The sequence below is a fragment of the Pseudomonas sp. TE21435 genome (assembly GCF_056279265.1).
Map to the genome: position 1 here is coordinate 1 of NZ_JBWBQZ010000001.1, position 13,302 is coordinate 13,302.

Consider the following 13,302-nt stretch of genomic DNA (forward strand, 5'->3'; position numbering starts at 1 on the left):
CGCGCCACTTGCAGCGTAAAGCACACAGCGAAACGCGGCAGGGAGTGAAAGCAAGCAGTACTTAATAGGTAGTGCGAGCAGCGTGTCCCCTTCGTCTAGTGGCCTAGGACACCGCCCTTTCACGGCGGTAACAGGGGTTCGAGTCCCCTAGGGGACGCCACATTGCGGGAATAGCTCAGTTGGTAGAGCACGACCTTGCCAAGGTCGGGGTCGCGAGTTCGAGTCTCGTTTCCCGCTCCAGTTTCTCCGGCACTGCTTCGGCAGGGCAGGAAAAGAAAATCCAGGCTGAATCGTGAGGTTCATGTTCTGGTGCGCTGAAAAGCGTCGGCTTAGTCCCCTTCGTCTAGTGGCCTAGGACACCGCCCTTTCACGGCGGTAACAGGGGTTCGAGTCCCCTAGGGGACGCCATATTGCGGGAATAGCTCAGTTGGTAGAGCACGACCTTGCCAAGGTCGGGGTCGCGAGTTCGAGTCTCGTTTCCCGCTCCAGTTTCAATGCATCGTTTCGGCGGTGCCGGTGGTGAAGGTCTTCAAGGCGCTTCACGCCACATGCGGTAAAGCTTCACCCTGCGGGAATAGCTCAGTTGGTAGAGCACGACCTTGCCAAGGTCGGGGTCGCGAGTTCGAGTCTCGTTTCCCGCTCCAAATTGAAAACGCCACTTCGTTTGAAGTGGCGTTTTTTTTTGCTCGAATGATTGGTTCTTGGGGCGAGCTGGCTCGGCACACCTATCAATTTTACTAGTTGGCTAATGTCGTCTGGGGGCGTACAACGGCATGGCGCTACTCGTTACGAGCCCGATGTTCGTACTCGTTCCATCAGTTATTACTCTGTCGGGGGAGAATGTTGGGCGCACCTGATTTCACTCCATTCTGTCTTGAACAAGGAAGGAGCAATGACCGTGACGATCGAAAAGACGGATTTGGAAGTCCAGCTGGAGATATGTAAACGGGCGGTCGATGCTTGGAGGCGTTATGAAGAAAGTAAAGGGCAGCACCCCCCTTCGCAGGTAGAGCGACTTCGACTGGAAGCCGAGTTCTTATTTTCTTCGGCGCATCATTTTTTTAGGGGCAAGGCTGGTATTCCCCCTGACTTGCTAGATCGTGATTTGTCAGAGTGAGTTCACTTGCCCCGCTCTGGCGATTTGGGTTCCCGGCCCAGATGAGGCCGGGATGCATCTATACCAGATCAGTGAATATCACTCTGAGCAGGCTTGGCTAGCAGTTGCTTTTCTTGATGCCAATCAAACGCTTCGCCGTTCTGCTCTGCTTCGTACCGGCGCTCTTCTAGCGTCTGGTAAAGCTCCAGCTCTTCATCCGGCATGAAGTGCAGGCAGTCGCCGGCAAAGAACCACAGCAGGTCGCGCGGCACCAGGTGGGCGATCTGCGGATAGCGCTGGATCACCTGGCAGATCAGGTCCTGGCCCAGGTACTGGCTTTGCAGCGGGTCTTGCGGTAGCAGGGTGAGCAGTTCGTCGAAGCGCTCGAGGAACAGGGCGTGGCTTTCCTCCGGGACCTGTTCGGCTTCACCCAGCGCGGCCAGGATAGTGCGCAGGTGGTGAAGCAGTTGCAGGTGGTATTCCAGGTGGGGGTTGGCCATGGCGGCGCTCCTCGGTGGTTGAAACGGGGGGCGGAGTATACGCCGGTTGGGCGAGGGAGGCACCCGGCGTTGATCGTCAGGGCACTTGTGTTGCTGGTACCGGCCTTATCGCCGGCAAGCCGGCTCCCACAGGTACTGCGCAGGCCTTGAAACCGACGTGACCGGTGTGGGAGCCGGCTCGTCGTGGCGACGAACCGCGGCGAAAGGGCCGCACAGCGGCCCCGTCGTCCTATCAGCGAATCTTGCCTGTCACAGGCTCCAGTTGCGCCTTGTCGAACGCATCCACATCGATCACCACCCGGCGTGCCTGCTCGGCTTGATGCAGGCGTTGGCCTTCCTCCGCCTGCAGCACACCCGCTTCGATGGCGGCGTCGATCACCGATTGCCCGGCTGCCGCCTGCACCTTGCCTTCCTTGACCGCCTGATGCAGCGCCTTGTGCAAGGGGGCGGCATCGTCCAGCAGGTCACAGGCCGTCTGCAGCGCGGCCACCGGATCGCCCTCGGCCTGAGGCCTGAAGCAGCCCTCCAGCACTGCTTCCAGCGCCGGGTCGCCTTTGCCCCGGCCGATCAGCGCCGCCACCTCGGCATCCAGCTCATCGCTTGGTCCGGTATGCCTGCGGCCAAATGGGAACACCAGCACGCGCAGGGCGCAGCCGATGAAGCGGTTGGGGAAGTTGTCGAGCAGCGCGGCGAGCGCCTTTTCCGCCTGGCCCAGGTTTTCCTCCATTGCCCAGCGCAACAACGGGCGCAGGTGTTCGGGCGAGCCCAGGTCGTGGTAGCGCTTGAGCGCGGCGCTGGACAGGTACAGGTAGCTGAGCACATCGCCCAGCCGGGCGCTCAGACGCTCGCGGCGCTTGAGCGCACCGCCCAGCAGCATCATCGACAGGTCGGCCAGCAGGGCGAAGGCCGCCGCCTGGCGGTTGAGGGCGCGGAAGTAGCCTTGGCTCAGGGCGTCGCCCGGGACCTTCTCGAAATGCCCCAGGCCCAGACCCAGCACCAGGGTGCTGGCGGCGTTGCCGGCGGCGAACAGGATGTGCTGCATCAGCAGGTCGTCGAATTCTTTCAGCGCCTGGTCATGGTCCTCGCGCCCGGCCAGGGCCATTTCCCTGAGCACGAACGGGTGGCAGCGGATGGCGCCCTGGCCGAAGATCATCAGGTTGCGCGAGAGAATGTTGGCGCCCTCGACGGTGATGAAGATCGGCGCGCCTTGCCAGCTGCGGCCCAGGTAGTTGTTCGGGCCCATGATGATGCCCTTGCCGCCGTGCACGTCCATGGCGTGCTGGATGCATTCGCGGCCGCGCTCGGTGAGGTGGTACTTGAGGATCGCCGACAACACCGAGGGTTTTTCGCCCAGGTCCACGGCCTGGGCGGTGAGCAGGCGGGCGCTGTCCATCAGCCAGGCGTTGCCGCCGATGCGCGCCAGCGACTCCTGGATGCCCTCGAAGGCGGCCAGTGGCACGTTGAACTGTTCGCGTACGCGGGCGTACTGGCCGGTGACCAGGCTGGTGTACTTGGCCGCGCCGGTGCCGACTGCGGGCAGGGAGATGGAGCGGCCCACCGACAGGCAGTTCATCAACATCATCCAGCCCTTGCCGAGCATTTCCTGGCCGCCGATCAGGCAGTCCAGCGGCACGAACACGTCCTTGCCGCTGTTGGGCCCGTTCATGAACGCCGCGCCCAGGGGCAGGTGGCGTTGGCCGATCTCCACGCCCGGCAGGTCGGTGGGGATCAACGCCAGGCTGATGCCCAGCTCGGCCTGCTCACCCAGCAGGTGCTCGGGGTCGTAGGCCTTGAAAGCCAGGCCCAGCAGGGTGGCCACCGGGCCGAGGGTGATGTAGCGCTTCTCCCAGTTCAGGCGCAGGCCGATGACTTCCTCGCCTTGCCACTGGCCTTTGCAGATGACGCCGGTATCGGGCATGGCGCCGGCGTCGGAGCCGGCCAAGGGGCCTGTGAGGGCGAAGCAGGGGATATCGTCGCCACGGGCCAGGCGCGGCAGGTAGTGGTTGCGTTGCGCCTCGGTGCCGTAGTGCAGCAGCAGCTCGGCCGGGCCCAGGGAGTTGGGCACCATCACCGTGGAGGCCAGGTCGCCGCTGCGGGTGGCCAGTTTCATCGCCACCTGCGAGTGGGCGTAGGCCGAGAAACCCTTGCCGCCGTATTCCTTGGGGATGATCAGGGCGAAGAAGCCGTGCTGCTTGATGAAATCCCAGGCCTGCGGCGGCAGGTCGAGGTCCTGGCCGATCTGCCAGTCGCTGACCATCGCGCACAGTTGCTCGGTGGGGCCATCGATGAAGGCCTGTTCTTCCTCACTGAGCTTGGGCGCGGGGTAGTCGAGCAGGGTGTCCCAGTCGGGGCGGCCGCTGAACAGGTGGCCGTCCCACCACACGGTGCCGGCATCGATGGCTTCGCGCTCGGTGGGCGACATCGGCGGCAGGGTCCGCTGGAACCAGCTGAACATCGGCGTGGTGAACAGTTTGCGGCGCAGCTCCGGCAGGGCGAAGAAGGCCGCCTTGGCGGCGATCACCACCCAGATCAGCGCCAGCAGCCAGCCTGGCGCGGTGCTGAAGATGCCCATCAGCAGGGTATAGGCGGCGATGGCCGCGAGGATCTGCAGGGGCGCCAGGCGCCGGTGCAGGAGATACGCGGCGCCAAGCACCAGGACCAGCAACCACAACAGCAACATGATTCTTCCTCCTTGGAAGCGGGCGTTAGGCCGACCCACAGAGCTTAGACGCGCTGGGGTGGATGGCCTGCTTAGAAGACTGACCGGGTTCTGTAGCGGGAGTTCGGTGGTGGTTGATGGATCCTGGGGCTGCTGCACAGCCCTTTTCGCCGGCAAGCCGGCTCCCACAGGGGCTACGCTGGCCTGCTCTTTGTGGGAGCCGGCTTGTCGTGGCGACGAACCGCGGCGAAAGGGCCGCAAAGCGGCCCCCCAGGATCATTTACTGCTGTTCAACCCCAGCTCCATGTCGTCGATCAGCGCCTTGGCCATGGCGCTGAGGATGCGCGCCGAGCTGCCGGCCAGCAGGTCGCCCTCCATTTCCGCCTCGCAGGTCAGGTGGCGAATGCAGCCGAGCAGCACCGACAGCTCGCTGAAGGCATCCTCGAAGGTAACGCCAGGCTCGATCTTGAACAGGTCCAGGCAGGTGGTGCGGCCTGCGGTATGGCCGCGGCTCATGGCTGCACCTGTGGCTTGTGTTCGAGCAGGGCGCAGGCGAGCTGGCCGAGGTAGTCGCTGGCGGTGAACAGGCGGTCCTGGGTTTCGCCGGGCTCGGTCTGGAAGTAGATGTCGAGGACGTCGGAAATGGCGGTGGCCACTTCGACGGCGGCGGACATGGCTTCTTCGCGGGTGAGGGTGGGGCGGATGCTGATGAAGGGGGCGAGGCGGGGTGGGTCTGGGACGATTTTTTTCATGGTAGAGAGTCCTATGCGGTCATTGAAACCGCCATTCAGGTCCTTTCTCACGAGGTCAGGGTGGCGGCCGTGTACGAGGTGAGAAAACCGGGACATAGGACAAACCCGGTCAGACCGAAGTCTGCCCGCACACGGCCACCATGACGAAGCCGCTGGTTGTCATATGTAGTCGGGTTTCTCACACCCGGTCACCAAATGTGGCGACCCGGTGAAGGTATCCCCGGGGTATTTCCCCGACAACGCGGCGGCTTCCGGCAAGCGCGTAGGATAGTTCCCAAGCTTTGCAGGCTGAAGCATTTGGTTTCAGGTTCGGAAATATCTGACATGGGGTTATGGGGGCTCTGGGGTGTTCGCCGAGAGAAACTCTGCGCCTGGGAGATCGAGCGCCGCCCGCGCGGCGCATCGCGGATGAATCCGCTCCTACATTTGTTGCAACGTACCGAACCTGTCAGGCCATGGTTGCCAGCCGTGGCGCAGGGCTCAAAAGCTATGAGACGGCGGCAATGCCCACCGAAACATCGCGTCGAGCGCACAAGGCTAACAACCATGGCCTATCAGGCGTGGCCACGTTGCAACAAATGTAGGAGCGGATTCATCCGCGATGCGCCGCGCGGGCGGCGCTCGATCTCGAACACGCTACAAACCTGTCGTCGAACTTGAAGTAGACTGTCCCACCTCCCGCATTCATAAGGACGTTGCCATGCTGAAGATCTGGGGCCGCAAGAATTCGAGCAATGTGCGCAAGGCGTTGTGGATCGCCCACGAGCTGGGCCTGGACTTCGAGTCCATCGATGCCGGCGGCGCCTTCGGCGTGGTCAACGAACCGCACTACCGGGCCCTGAACCCCAACGGCCTGGTGCCCATGCTTGAAGACGGTGACCTGGTGCTGTGGGAGTCCAACACCATCGTGCGCTACCTGTGCGCCGAGTACGGTGAAGAGCAGGGTTGGTACCTGGACGACCCGCGCCAGCGCGCCCTGGCGGACAAGTGGATGGACTGGACCACCTCGTCCTTCGCCGGCCCCTTCCGCCCGCTGTTCTGGGGCCTGCTGCGCACCCCCGAGGACCAGCGCGACTGGGTGGCGATCAACGCCGCGCACAAGCAATGCGCCCAGTTGCTGGCCATCGCCGACGAGACCCTGGCCAAGCAGCCGTACCTCTCGGGCGAGCAGATCGGCATGGGCGACATCCCCCTGGGCAGCTTCATCTACGCCTGGTTCGAAATGCCGATTGAACGCCCGGCCATGTATCACCTCGAAGCCTGGTACGAGCGCCTCAAGCAACGCCCGGCCTACCAGGCGGCGGTGATGACCGCCCTGACGTGACGCCACTTCGATAGTCACTATCGATACATGTGACTGTACTTGTGCGGCCGCGCCTTGCACCATGGCCGCACTCACTGCGCCAGTGTCTTTACCTGGCGTGTCCCGAACCTTTTTCATCGGTACCTGACCCGCCATGAGTTCCGCCCTGTCCATTCGACAGCTGACCAAGACCTACGGCAACGGCTTCCAGGCCCTCAAGGGCATCGACCTGGATGTTGCCGAAGGCGACTTCTTCGCCTTGCTCGGCCCCAACGGCGCTGGCAAGTCCACCACCATCGGCATTCTCTCGACCCTGGTGAACAAGACCAGCGGCACGGTCAACGTGTTCGGCAACGACCTGGACCGCTCGCCCGCGGCGCTCAAGCGCTGCCTGGGCGTGGTGCCCCAGGAGTTCAACTTCAACCAGTTCGAGAAGACCTTCGACATCGTCGTCACCCAGGCCGGCTACTACGGCATCCCGCCCAAGGTGGCCAAGGAGCGCGCCGAGCAGTACCTCACGCAGCTGGGCCTGTGGGACAAGCGCGACGTGCCTTCGCGCTCGCTGTCCGGCGGCATGAAGCGCCGGCTGATGATCGCCCGGGCGCTGATCCACGAGCCGCGCCTGCTGATCCTCGACGAGCCGACTGCGGGGGTGGACATCGAACTGCGCCGTTCGATGTGGAGCTTCCTCACCGAGCTCAACCAGAAAGGCATCACCATCATTCTCACCACCCACTACCTCGAAGAGGCCGAGCAGCTGTGCCGCAACATCGGCATCATCGACCACGGCACCATCGTCGAGAACACCAGCATGCGCCAGCTGCTGGGCAAGCTGCATGTCGAGACCTTCGTCCTTGACCTGCGCCACGACCTGCCCGCCGCGCCTGAGCTGCAGGGCTACCCGTGCCGGCTGATCACCCCGCACACGCTGGAGGTGCAGGTGGACAAGGACATCGGCATCACCGCGCTGTTCGGCCAGTTGGCGCTGAAGAACATCGAGGTGCAGAGCTTGCGCAACAAGACCAACCGACTCGAGGAGCTGTTCGTGTCCCTGGTGGAAAAGAACCTGTCGAAGGTGGCCGTATGAGTGTGGAACTGCGCACCAACTGGGTCGCCCTGAACACCATCGTCTACCGCGAAGTGCGGCGCTTCCTGCGTATCTGGCCGCAGACCCTGCTGCCGCCGGCGATCACCATGGTCCTGTACTTCGTGATCTTCGGTAACCTGATCGGCCGGCAGATCGGCGATATGGGCGGCTTCACCTACATGGAGTACATCGTGCCGGGGCTGATCATGATGTCGGTGATCACCAACTCCTATGGCAACGTGGTATCGAGCTTCTTCGGCAGCAAGTTCCAGCGCTCCATCGAGGAGCTGATGGTGTCGCCGGTGTCGCCGCACACCATCCTGGTCGGCTATGTGCTGGGTGGCGTGTTGCGCGGCTTGGCGGTGGGGGTGATCGTGACCTTCCTGTCGCTGTTCTTCACCCATCTGCAGGTGCACCACCTGGGGGTGACGGTCATCGTGGTGCTGCTGACCGCGACCATCTTCTCGCTGCTGGGCTTCGTCAACGCGGTGTTCGCCCGCAACTTCGACGATATCTCGATCATCCCGACCTTCGTGCTGACACCGCTGACCTACCTGGGCGGGGTGTTCTACTCGATCAACCTGCTGCCGCCGTTCTGGCAGACCGTGTCGCTGGCAAACCCGGTGCTGCACATGGTCAACTCGTTCCGCTACGGCATCCTAGGGGTGTCGGATATCAGTATTGGCACGGCGATCAGCTTCATGCTGGTGGCCACCGCGGTGCTCTACCTGCTGTGCGTGCGCCTGCTGGTCAGCGGTCGCGGCATGCGCGCCTGAGCCCTGGTTGGGGTTGGCAGCGCAGCGACACTGGCGCTGGCGCCACTGCCGGCCCACCCACCAGCGCCAGTAGCCCATGGTGGTGAAGTAGGCGAGCACGCCCAGCACCACCCCGCACACCACCGAGCCGAGCAGGAACGGTTGCCAGATCGTCGCCAGCTGCTCGGTGACCCAGTCGACGGTGATCGACTCGGGCAGCGTGCGTGGCGGCACCTGCAGCAGCCAGGCACCGGTCATGTAGGTGACGAAGAACACCGGCGGCATGGTCAGCGGGTTGGTCAGCCACACCAGGCTCACCGCGATCGGCAGGTTGCCACGCACGGGAATGGCCAGCGCGGCGGCCAGCAGCATCTGCATGGGGATGGGAATGAGCGCGGCGAACAAGCCGACGCCCATGGCCCGCGCCACCGAATGGCGATTCAGGTGCCAGAGGTTGGGGTCGTGCAGCAGCTTGCCGAAAAAGCGTAAGGACTTGTGTTCGCGGATGCTGGTCGGGTCCGGCATGTAGCGTTTGAACAGACGGCGCGGCATGTGGGCTCCCGGCAGGGTTGAAGGGCGTCAGTATGCCCTGATTGAAACGCAGCCTCGTTCAGAGTTTGTGACAATTGATTAGCAGGGTTTTCCCGCCAATCGGCTAAGCCTCAGGGGTCGTGATCGCTTCTGGAGCTCTATCTCATGCGCACAGGGATGCTGGCGCTGGTGCTCGGGCTGTTGAGCCTGCGTTTGTTACCTGCCTTGCCACCGGTCGGGTGGCTGATTCCATTGCTGTTGCTGGCATTGGCCTGCCTGCGTACGCGGGCCTGGCCGCTGGGCTGGTTTGTGCTGGGTGGCTGCTGGGCCTGCTGGTCGGCGCAGCAGGCGCTGGATGATCGCCTGGCCCCGGCGCTGGATGGCCGCACGCTGTGGTTGGAGGGGAGGGTGGTGGGGCTGCCGACCCGCACGGAGCGCGGCGTGCGTTTCGAGCTGGAGCATCCTGAATCGCGCCGGGCGCAATTGCCCAGGCGCCTGCAACTGAGCTGGTTTGCCGGGCCTGAATTGCGCGCCGGTGAGCGCTGGCGCCTGGCGGTGAATCTGCGCCAGCCCCATGGGCTGCTCAACCCCCATGGCCCGGACCGCGAAGCACTGTTGTTGGCCCGGGGTATCGGCGCCACCGGCTCAGTCAAGGCCGGCGAGCTGGTCGGCCAGGAAGCAGCGGACTGGCGCGATGCCGTGCGCCAGCGGCTGATGAATGTGGATGCCCACGGCCGCGAGGCGGCGCTGACGGCCCTGGTGCTGGGCGACGGCGCCGGGCTGGCCCGCGAGGACTGGCAGACCCTGCAGGCCACCGGCACGGTGCACCTGCTGGTGATCTCCGGCCAGCATATCGGGCTGTTGGCCGGGCTGGTGTACGGCCTGGTCGCGGGCCTGGCGCGGCTGGGTGCCTGGCCATCGCGCTGGCCATGGCTGCCCTGGGCTTGTGGCCTGGCCATGGCCGCGGCATTGGGCTACGGCTGGCTGGCCGGCTTCGGCGTGCCGGTGCAACGGGCCTGTCTGATGCTGGCGGTGGTGTTGCTCTGGCGCCTGCGCTTCAGGCACCTGGGGGCAGCCTTGCCGCTGCTGTTGGCGTTGTCGGGGGTGTTGCTGATCAATCCATTGGCCAGCCTGCTGCCGGGTTTCTGGCTGTCGTTTGCCGCGGTTGGCGTGCTGATGCTGTGCTTCTCTGCCCGGCTCGGCGCCTGGCGACCCTGGCAGGCCTGGAGCCGAGCCCAGTGGGTGATCGCCGTGGGCCTGTTGCCGGTGCTGCTGGCGCTGGGGCTGCCGGTCAGCCTGACGGCGCCGCTGGCCAACCTGCTGGCGGTGCCCTGGATCAGTTTCGCGGTGTTGCCGCTGGCCCTGCTTGGCACGGCGGCGTTGCCGCTGCCAGGGGTAGGGGAGGGGCTGTTGTGGCTGGCGGGGCTTTCGCTGGATGGGCTGTTTCACCTGCTCGCGCAGCTTGCGGGGCAGTGGCCGGCATGGCTGCCCGAACCGTTGCCGCCGTGGGCCTGGCTGTTGGTCGCGCTGGGCGCGCTGTTGTTGCTGCTGCCTCGGGGCGTGCCGTTGCGCTTGCCGGGCGCGGTGATGCTGGTGGCCTTGTGGGCGCCGCGCGAGCAGGTGCCCCACGGCCAGGTGCAGGTGTGGCAGCTGGATGTCGGCCAGGGCCTGGCGGTACTGCTGCGCACCCGTCACCACGCATTGTTGTACGACGCCGGGCCTGCCCACGGCGACAGTGACCTGGGCGAGAGCGTGGTGCTGCCAACCTTGCGCAGGCTGGGGGTGAGGCACCTGGACCTGATGCTGGTCAGCCATGGCCACGCCGATCATGCCGGCGGGGCGTCGGCAGTGCGTCGGGGGCTGCCGGTGACGCGGGTGCTGGCGGGGGAGGTTGCCGGGCTTGCGCCTGCCGCGCTGTGCGACAGTGGTGAGCGCTGGCGCTGGGATGGGGTCGATTTCGAGCTGTGGCATTGGCCGCAGGGCGCCTCCAGCAATGACCGCTCCTGCGTGCTGCGGGTGGTGGCCAATGGCGAGCGCCTGCTGCTGGCCGGCGACATGGAGGCCGGGGCGGAGCGGGCTTGGCTGGCGGCCAGCGAGGATTCGCGTGTCGACTGGCTGCAGGCGCCGCACCACGGCAGCCGCACGTCGTCCACCGAACCGTTCATCAAGGCGCTGGCGCCACGCGGGGTGATGATTTCGCGGGGGCGCAGCAACGGCTTCGGGCATCCGCATGCGCCGGTGATCGAGCGCTATCTGCGGCATGGGGTGCAGGTGCATGACACGGCGCTGGCGGGGGCGTTGCGGTTGATGCTGGGGAGTCAGGGTGAGGTGGAGGGTTTGCGGACTGAGCGGCGGGACTGGTGGGATTAGGAAGGGCTTTGGGGGCATGTCGTGAGTTTTTCTTCGACGCGCAAATCGAGCGCCACCCCACAGCTTCCAAGCCAAGCCCAGCAATTCCCTGACCTCCGGCAGATGAGCCCCAGGCGGTCCTATGGTAGAGTGGCGGCCTTTTTCCGAGGGGATGCTTACTGTGTGGGAATTGGTCAAGTCCGGTGGCTGGATGATGCTGCCGATCATCCTGAGCTCCATCGCTGCCATGGCAATCGTCGGCGAGCGCCTGTGGACCTTGCGCGCCAGCCGTGTCACCCCGCCGCACCTGCTGGGCCAGGTATGGATGTGGATCAAGGACAAGCAACTCACCAGTGACAAGCTCAAGGCGCTGCGCGCCGATTCGCCGCTGGGCGAGATCCTCGCCGCGGGCCTGGCCAACTCGCGCCATGGCCGCGAGATCATGAAAGAGTGCATCGAGGAGGCCGCCTCGCGCGTCATCCACGAGCTGGAGCGTTACATCAGCACCCTCGGCACCATCGCCGCCATGGCCCCGCTGCTGGGCCTGCTGGGCACCGTGCTGGGCATGATCGACATCTTCAGCGCCTTCATGGGCTCGCAGATGACCGCCAACGCCGCGGTACTGGCCGGCGGTATCTCCAAGGCCCTGGTCACTACCGCGGCCGGCCTGATGGTTGGTATCCCGGCGGTGTTCTTCCACCGCTTCCTGCTGCGCCGCATCGATGAGCTGGTGGTGGGCATGGAGCAGGAGGCGATCAAGCTGGTCGAGGTGCTGCAGGGTGACCGCGAAGTGGAAGTGGCCGGAGGCAAGGCGTGAAGTTCCGGCGCAATCGCCAGCGCGAGAACGTCGACATCAACCTGGCGTCGTTGATCGACGTGGTGTTCGTGCTGCTGCTGTTCTTCGTGGTCACCACCACCTTCACCCGCGAGACCCAGCTGCGTGTCGAGCTGCCCGAAGCAAGCAGTGCCGCGCCCGCGCAGCCCGATGATGGCAAGCTGATCGAAGTCACCATCAGTGCCGACGGCGTGTATTCGGTCAACAACCACCTGCTGCCCAAGAGCGACCTGGCCACCCTGACCGAAGCCATCGAGAAGGAATCCGGCGGTGACATCACCCTGCCGCTGGCGATCAGCGCCGATGGCAAGACCCCGCACCAGGCGGTGATCACCGCAATGGATGCGGCCGGCAAGCTCGGCTTCAGCAAGTTGCGCATGACCACCGTCGAGGCCGCGCAGGGCAATCCCTGATGGCCTTCGCCGACCGTCTGCTCGCCGCCTGGTATGCCGGGCACCCGGCGCTGGCCTTGTTGCGTCCGCTGGAGGCTTTGTATCGTCGTGTGGTGACGCGCAAGCGTGCGCGCTTCCTCAGCGGCATCAGCCCCAGCTACCGCGCCCCGGTGCCCGTGATCGTGGTGGGCAATATCACCGTGGGCGGTACCGGCAAGACACCGATGATCCTCTGGCTGATCGAGCACTGCCGCCGGCAGGGGCTGAAGGTCGGCGTGGTCAGCCGTGGCTACGGCGCCAAGCCGCCGCAGTATCCCTGGCGTGTCGCCGCCGACCAGCTCGCCGATCAGGCCGGCGACGAGCCTTTGCTGATCGTCCAGCGCACCGGCGTGCCGCTGGTGATCGACCCCGACCGCTCCCGCGCCGTGCAGGCGCTGCTGGCCAGCGATGCGCCAGACCTGATCCTGTGCGACGACGGCATGCAGCATTACCGCCTGGCCCGTGACCTGGAGCTGGTCCTGATCGACGCCGCCCGTGGCCTGGGCAACCGTCGCTGCCTGCCGGCCGGTCCGTTGCGCGAGCCCGCCGAGCGCCTGGCCGAGGCCGACGCGGTGTTGTTCAATGGCGCCGAGGCTGACCGCGACGGCGGCTTTGCCTTCCGCCTGCAGCCGTCGGCGCTGATCAACCTGCGCAGCGGCGAGCGCCGCGAGCTCGACTTGTTTCCCGCTGGCCAGGCGCTGCACGCCGTGGCCGGCATTGGCAACCCGCAACGTTTCTTCAACACCCTGCTGCGGCTAAACTGGCAGCCGGTGCCGCACCCCTTTGCCGACCATGCGCCGTATAGCCGCGAAGTGCTGTCGTTCAGCCCGCCGCTGCCGTTGGTGATGACCGAGAAGGATGCGGTGAAATGTCGGCCGTTCGCTGCCGACGACTGGTGGTACCTGGCGGTCGACGCCGTACCCTCGCAGGCGTTCGTCGCCTGGTTCGACGCCGAGCTCGATCGCCTGCTGCCTGGCCGCCCCAGGCCCTGAGCCTTTTTCAAT

13 protein-coding genes and 5 tRNA genes are annotated in these 13,302 nt (G+C 65.1%); 13 read left to right on the forward strand and 5 right to left on the reverse strand.

What is annotated here, in order from left to right:
- Nucleotides 1–84 precede the first annotated feature (84 nt).
- The 6 genes from ACZ9C1_RS00005 to ACZ9C1_RS00030 all read left to right on the forward strand — a co-directional run bounded on the left by ACZ9C1_RS00005 (nt 85) and on the right by ACZ9C1_RS00030 (nt 1,117).
- A tRNA-Glu gene (locus tag ACZ9C1_RS00005) sits at nt 85–160 on the forward strand.
- A 4-nt stretch (nt 161–164) separates the two neighbouring features.
- Nucleotides 165–240, forward strand: a tRNA-Gly gene (locus ACZ9C1_RS00010).
- Nucleotides 241–332: 92 nt separating this feature from the next.
- Nucleotides 333–408: transfer RNA gene (locus tag ACZ9C1_RS00015), tRNA-Glu, on the forward strand.
- A gap of 4 nt (nt 409–412) precedes the next feature.
- A tRNA-Gly gene (locus ACZ9C1_RS00020) sits at nt 413–488 on the forward strand.
- Nucleotides 489–568: 80 nt separating this feature from the next.
- Nucleotides 569–644: transfer RNA gene (locus ACZ9C1_RS00025), tRNA-Gly, on the forward strand.
- A gap of 248 nt (nt 645–892) precedes the next feature.
- Complete coding sequence (locus tag ACZ9C1_RS00030; RefSeq protein ID WP_110698183.1) at nt 893–1,117, forward strand: hypothetical protein; 225 nt, start codon at nt 893–895, stop codon at nt 1,115–1,117.
- 68 nt (nt 1,118–1,185) lie between these two features.
- On the opposite strand, the gene ACZ9C1_RS00035 is transcribed toward ACZ9C1_RS00030, so the two are convergent.
- The 4 genes from ACZ9C1_RS00035 to ACZ9C1_RS00050 all read right to left on the reverse strand — a co-directional run bounded on the left by ACZ9C1_RS00035 (nt 1,186) and on the right by ACZ9C1_RS00050 (nt 5,007).
- A complete protein-coding gene (locus tag ACZ9C1_RS00035; RefSeq protein WP_110698185.1) occupies nt 1,186–1,596 on the reverse strand; it encodes a PA2817 family protein in 411 nt (136 codons plus the stop codon).
- A gap of 232 nt (nt 1,597–1,828) precedes the next feature.
- On the reverse strand, nt 1,829–4,276 hold the full coding sequence (locus ACZ9C1_RS00040; protein WP_277503225.1) for an acyl-CoA dehydrogenase: 2,448 nt from the start codon (nt 4,274–4,276) through the stop codon (nt 1,829–1,831).
- A gap of 255 nt (nt 4,277–4,531) precedes the next feature.
- Complete coding sequence (locus ACZ9C1_RS00045; protein WP_476253357.1) at nt 4,532–4,771, reverse strand: DUF3077 domain-containing protein; 240 nt, start codon at nt 4,769–4,771, stop codon at nt 4,532–4,534.
- Nucleotides 4,768–5,007 (reverse strand): hypothetical protein, encoded by a 240-nt coding sequence (locus ACZ9C1_RS00050; protein ID WP_476253358.1) that lies wholly within the window; start codon nt 5,005–5,007, stop codon nt 4,768–4,770. Before ACZ9C1_RS00050 ends, ACZ9C1_RS00045 begins: the two co-directional genes overlap by 4 nt.
- Nucleotides 5,008–5,707: 700 nt before the next feature.
- Between ACZ9C1_RS00050 and ACZ9C1_RS00055 the strand changes: the two genes are divergently transcribed.
- The 3 genes from ACZ9C1_RS00055 (at nt 5,708) to ACZ9C1_RS00065 (ending at nt 8,173) form a co-directional block, all read left to right on the forward strand.
- Complete coding sequence (locus ACZ9C1_RS00055) at nt 5,708–6,331, forward strand: glutathione S-transferase (protein WP_457378300.1); 624 nt, start codon at nt 5,708–5,710, stop codon at nt 6,329–6,331.
- A gap of 133 nt (nt 6,332–6,464) precedes the next feature.
- On the forward strand, nt 6,465–7,397 hold the full coding sequence (locus ACZ9C1_RS00060; protein ID WP_046856546.1) for an ABC transporter ATP-binding protein: 933 nt from the start codon (nt 6,465–6,467) through the stop codon (nt 7,395–7,397).
- Nucleotides 7,394–8,173, forward strand: coding sequence for an ABC transporter permease (locus ACZ9C1_RS00065; protein WP_046856545.1), 780 nt, complete (start codon nt 7,394–7,396; stop codon nt 8,171–8,173). The genes ACZ9C1_RS00060 and ACZ9C1_RS00065 overlap by 4 nt, the downstream gene beginning before the upstream one ends.
- Here ACZ9C1_RS00065 and ACZ9C1_RS00070 read toward each other — a convergent pair.
- A complete protein-coding gene (locus ACZ9C1_RS00070; protein ID WP_457378299.1) occupies nt 8,057–8,704 on the reverse strand; it encodes a DUF2062 domain-containing protein in 648 nt (215 codons plus the stop codon). The two genes, ACZ9C1_RS00065 and ACZ9C1_RS00070, sit on opposite strands and share 117 nt — an antisense overlap.
- A gap of 144 nt (nt 8,705–8,848) precedes the next feature.
- Between ACZ9C1_RS00070 and ACZ9C1_RS00075 the strand changes: the two genes are divergently transcribed.
- From ACZ9C1_RS00075 to lpxK, 4 genes are all read left to right on the forward strand, one after another.
- Entirely contained in the window at nt 8,849–11,053 is a 2,205-nt protein-coding gene (locus tag ACZ9C1_RS00075; protein ID WP_476253359.1) for a DNA internalization-related competence protein ComEC/Rec2, read from the forward strand.
- A gap of 160 nt (nt 11,054–11,213) precedes the next feature.
- Nucleotides 11,214–11,849, forward strand: coding sequence for a MotA/TolQ/ExbB proton channel family protein (locus ACZ9C1_RS00080; RefSeq protein WP_110703965.1), 636 nt, complete (start codon nt 11,214–11,216; stop codon nt 11,847–11,849).
- Nucleotides 11,846–12,280, forward strand: a complete 435-nt coding sequence (locus ACZ9C1_RS00085) for an ExbD/TolR family protein (protein ID WP_023632003.1) — start codon at nt 11,846–11,848, stop codon at nt 12,278–12,280. Before ACZ9C1_RS00080 ends, ACZ9C1_RS00085 begins: the two co-directional genes overlap by 4 nt.
- Nucleotides 12,280–13,290 (forward strand): tetraacyldisaccharide 4'-kinase, encoded by a 1,011-nt coding sequence (gene lpxK, locus ACZ9C1_RS00090; RefSeq protein ID WP_277503231.1) that lies wholly within the window; start codon nt 12,280–12,282, stop codon nt 13,288–13,290. The genes ACZ9C1_RS00085 and lpxK overlap by 1 nt, the downstream gene beginning before the upstream one ends.
- The last annotated feature ends 12 nt before the right edge of the window (nt 13,291–13,302 follow it).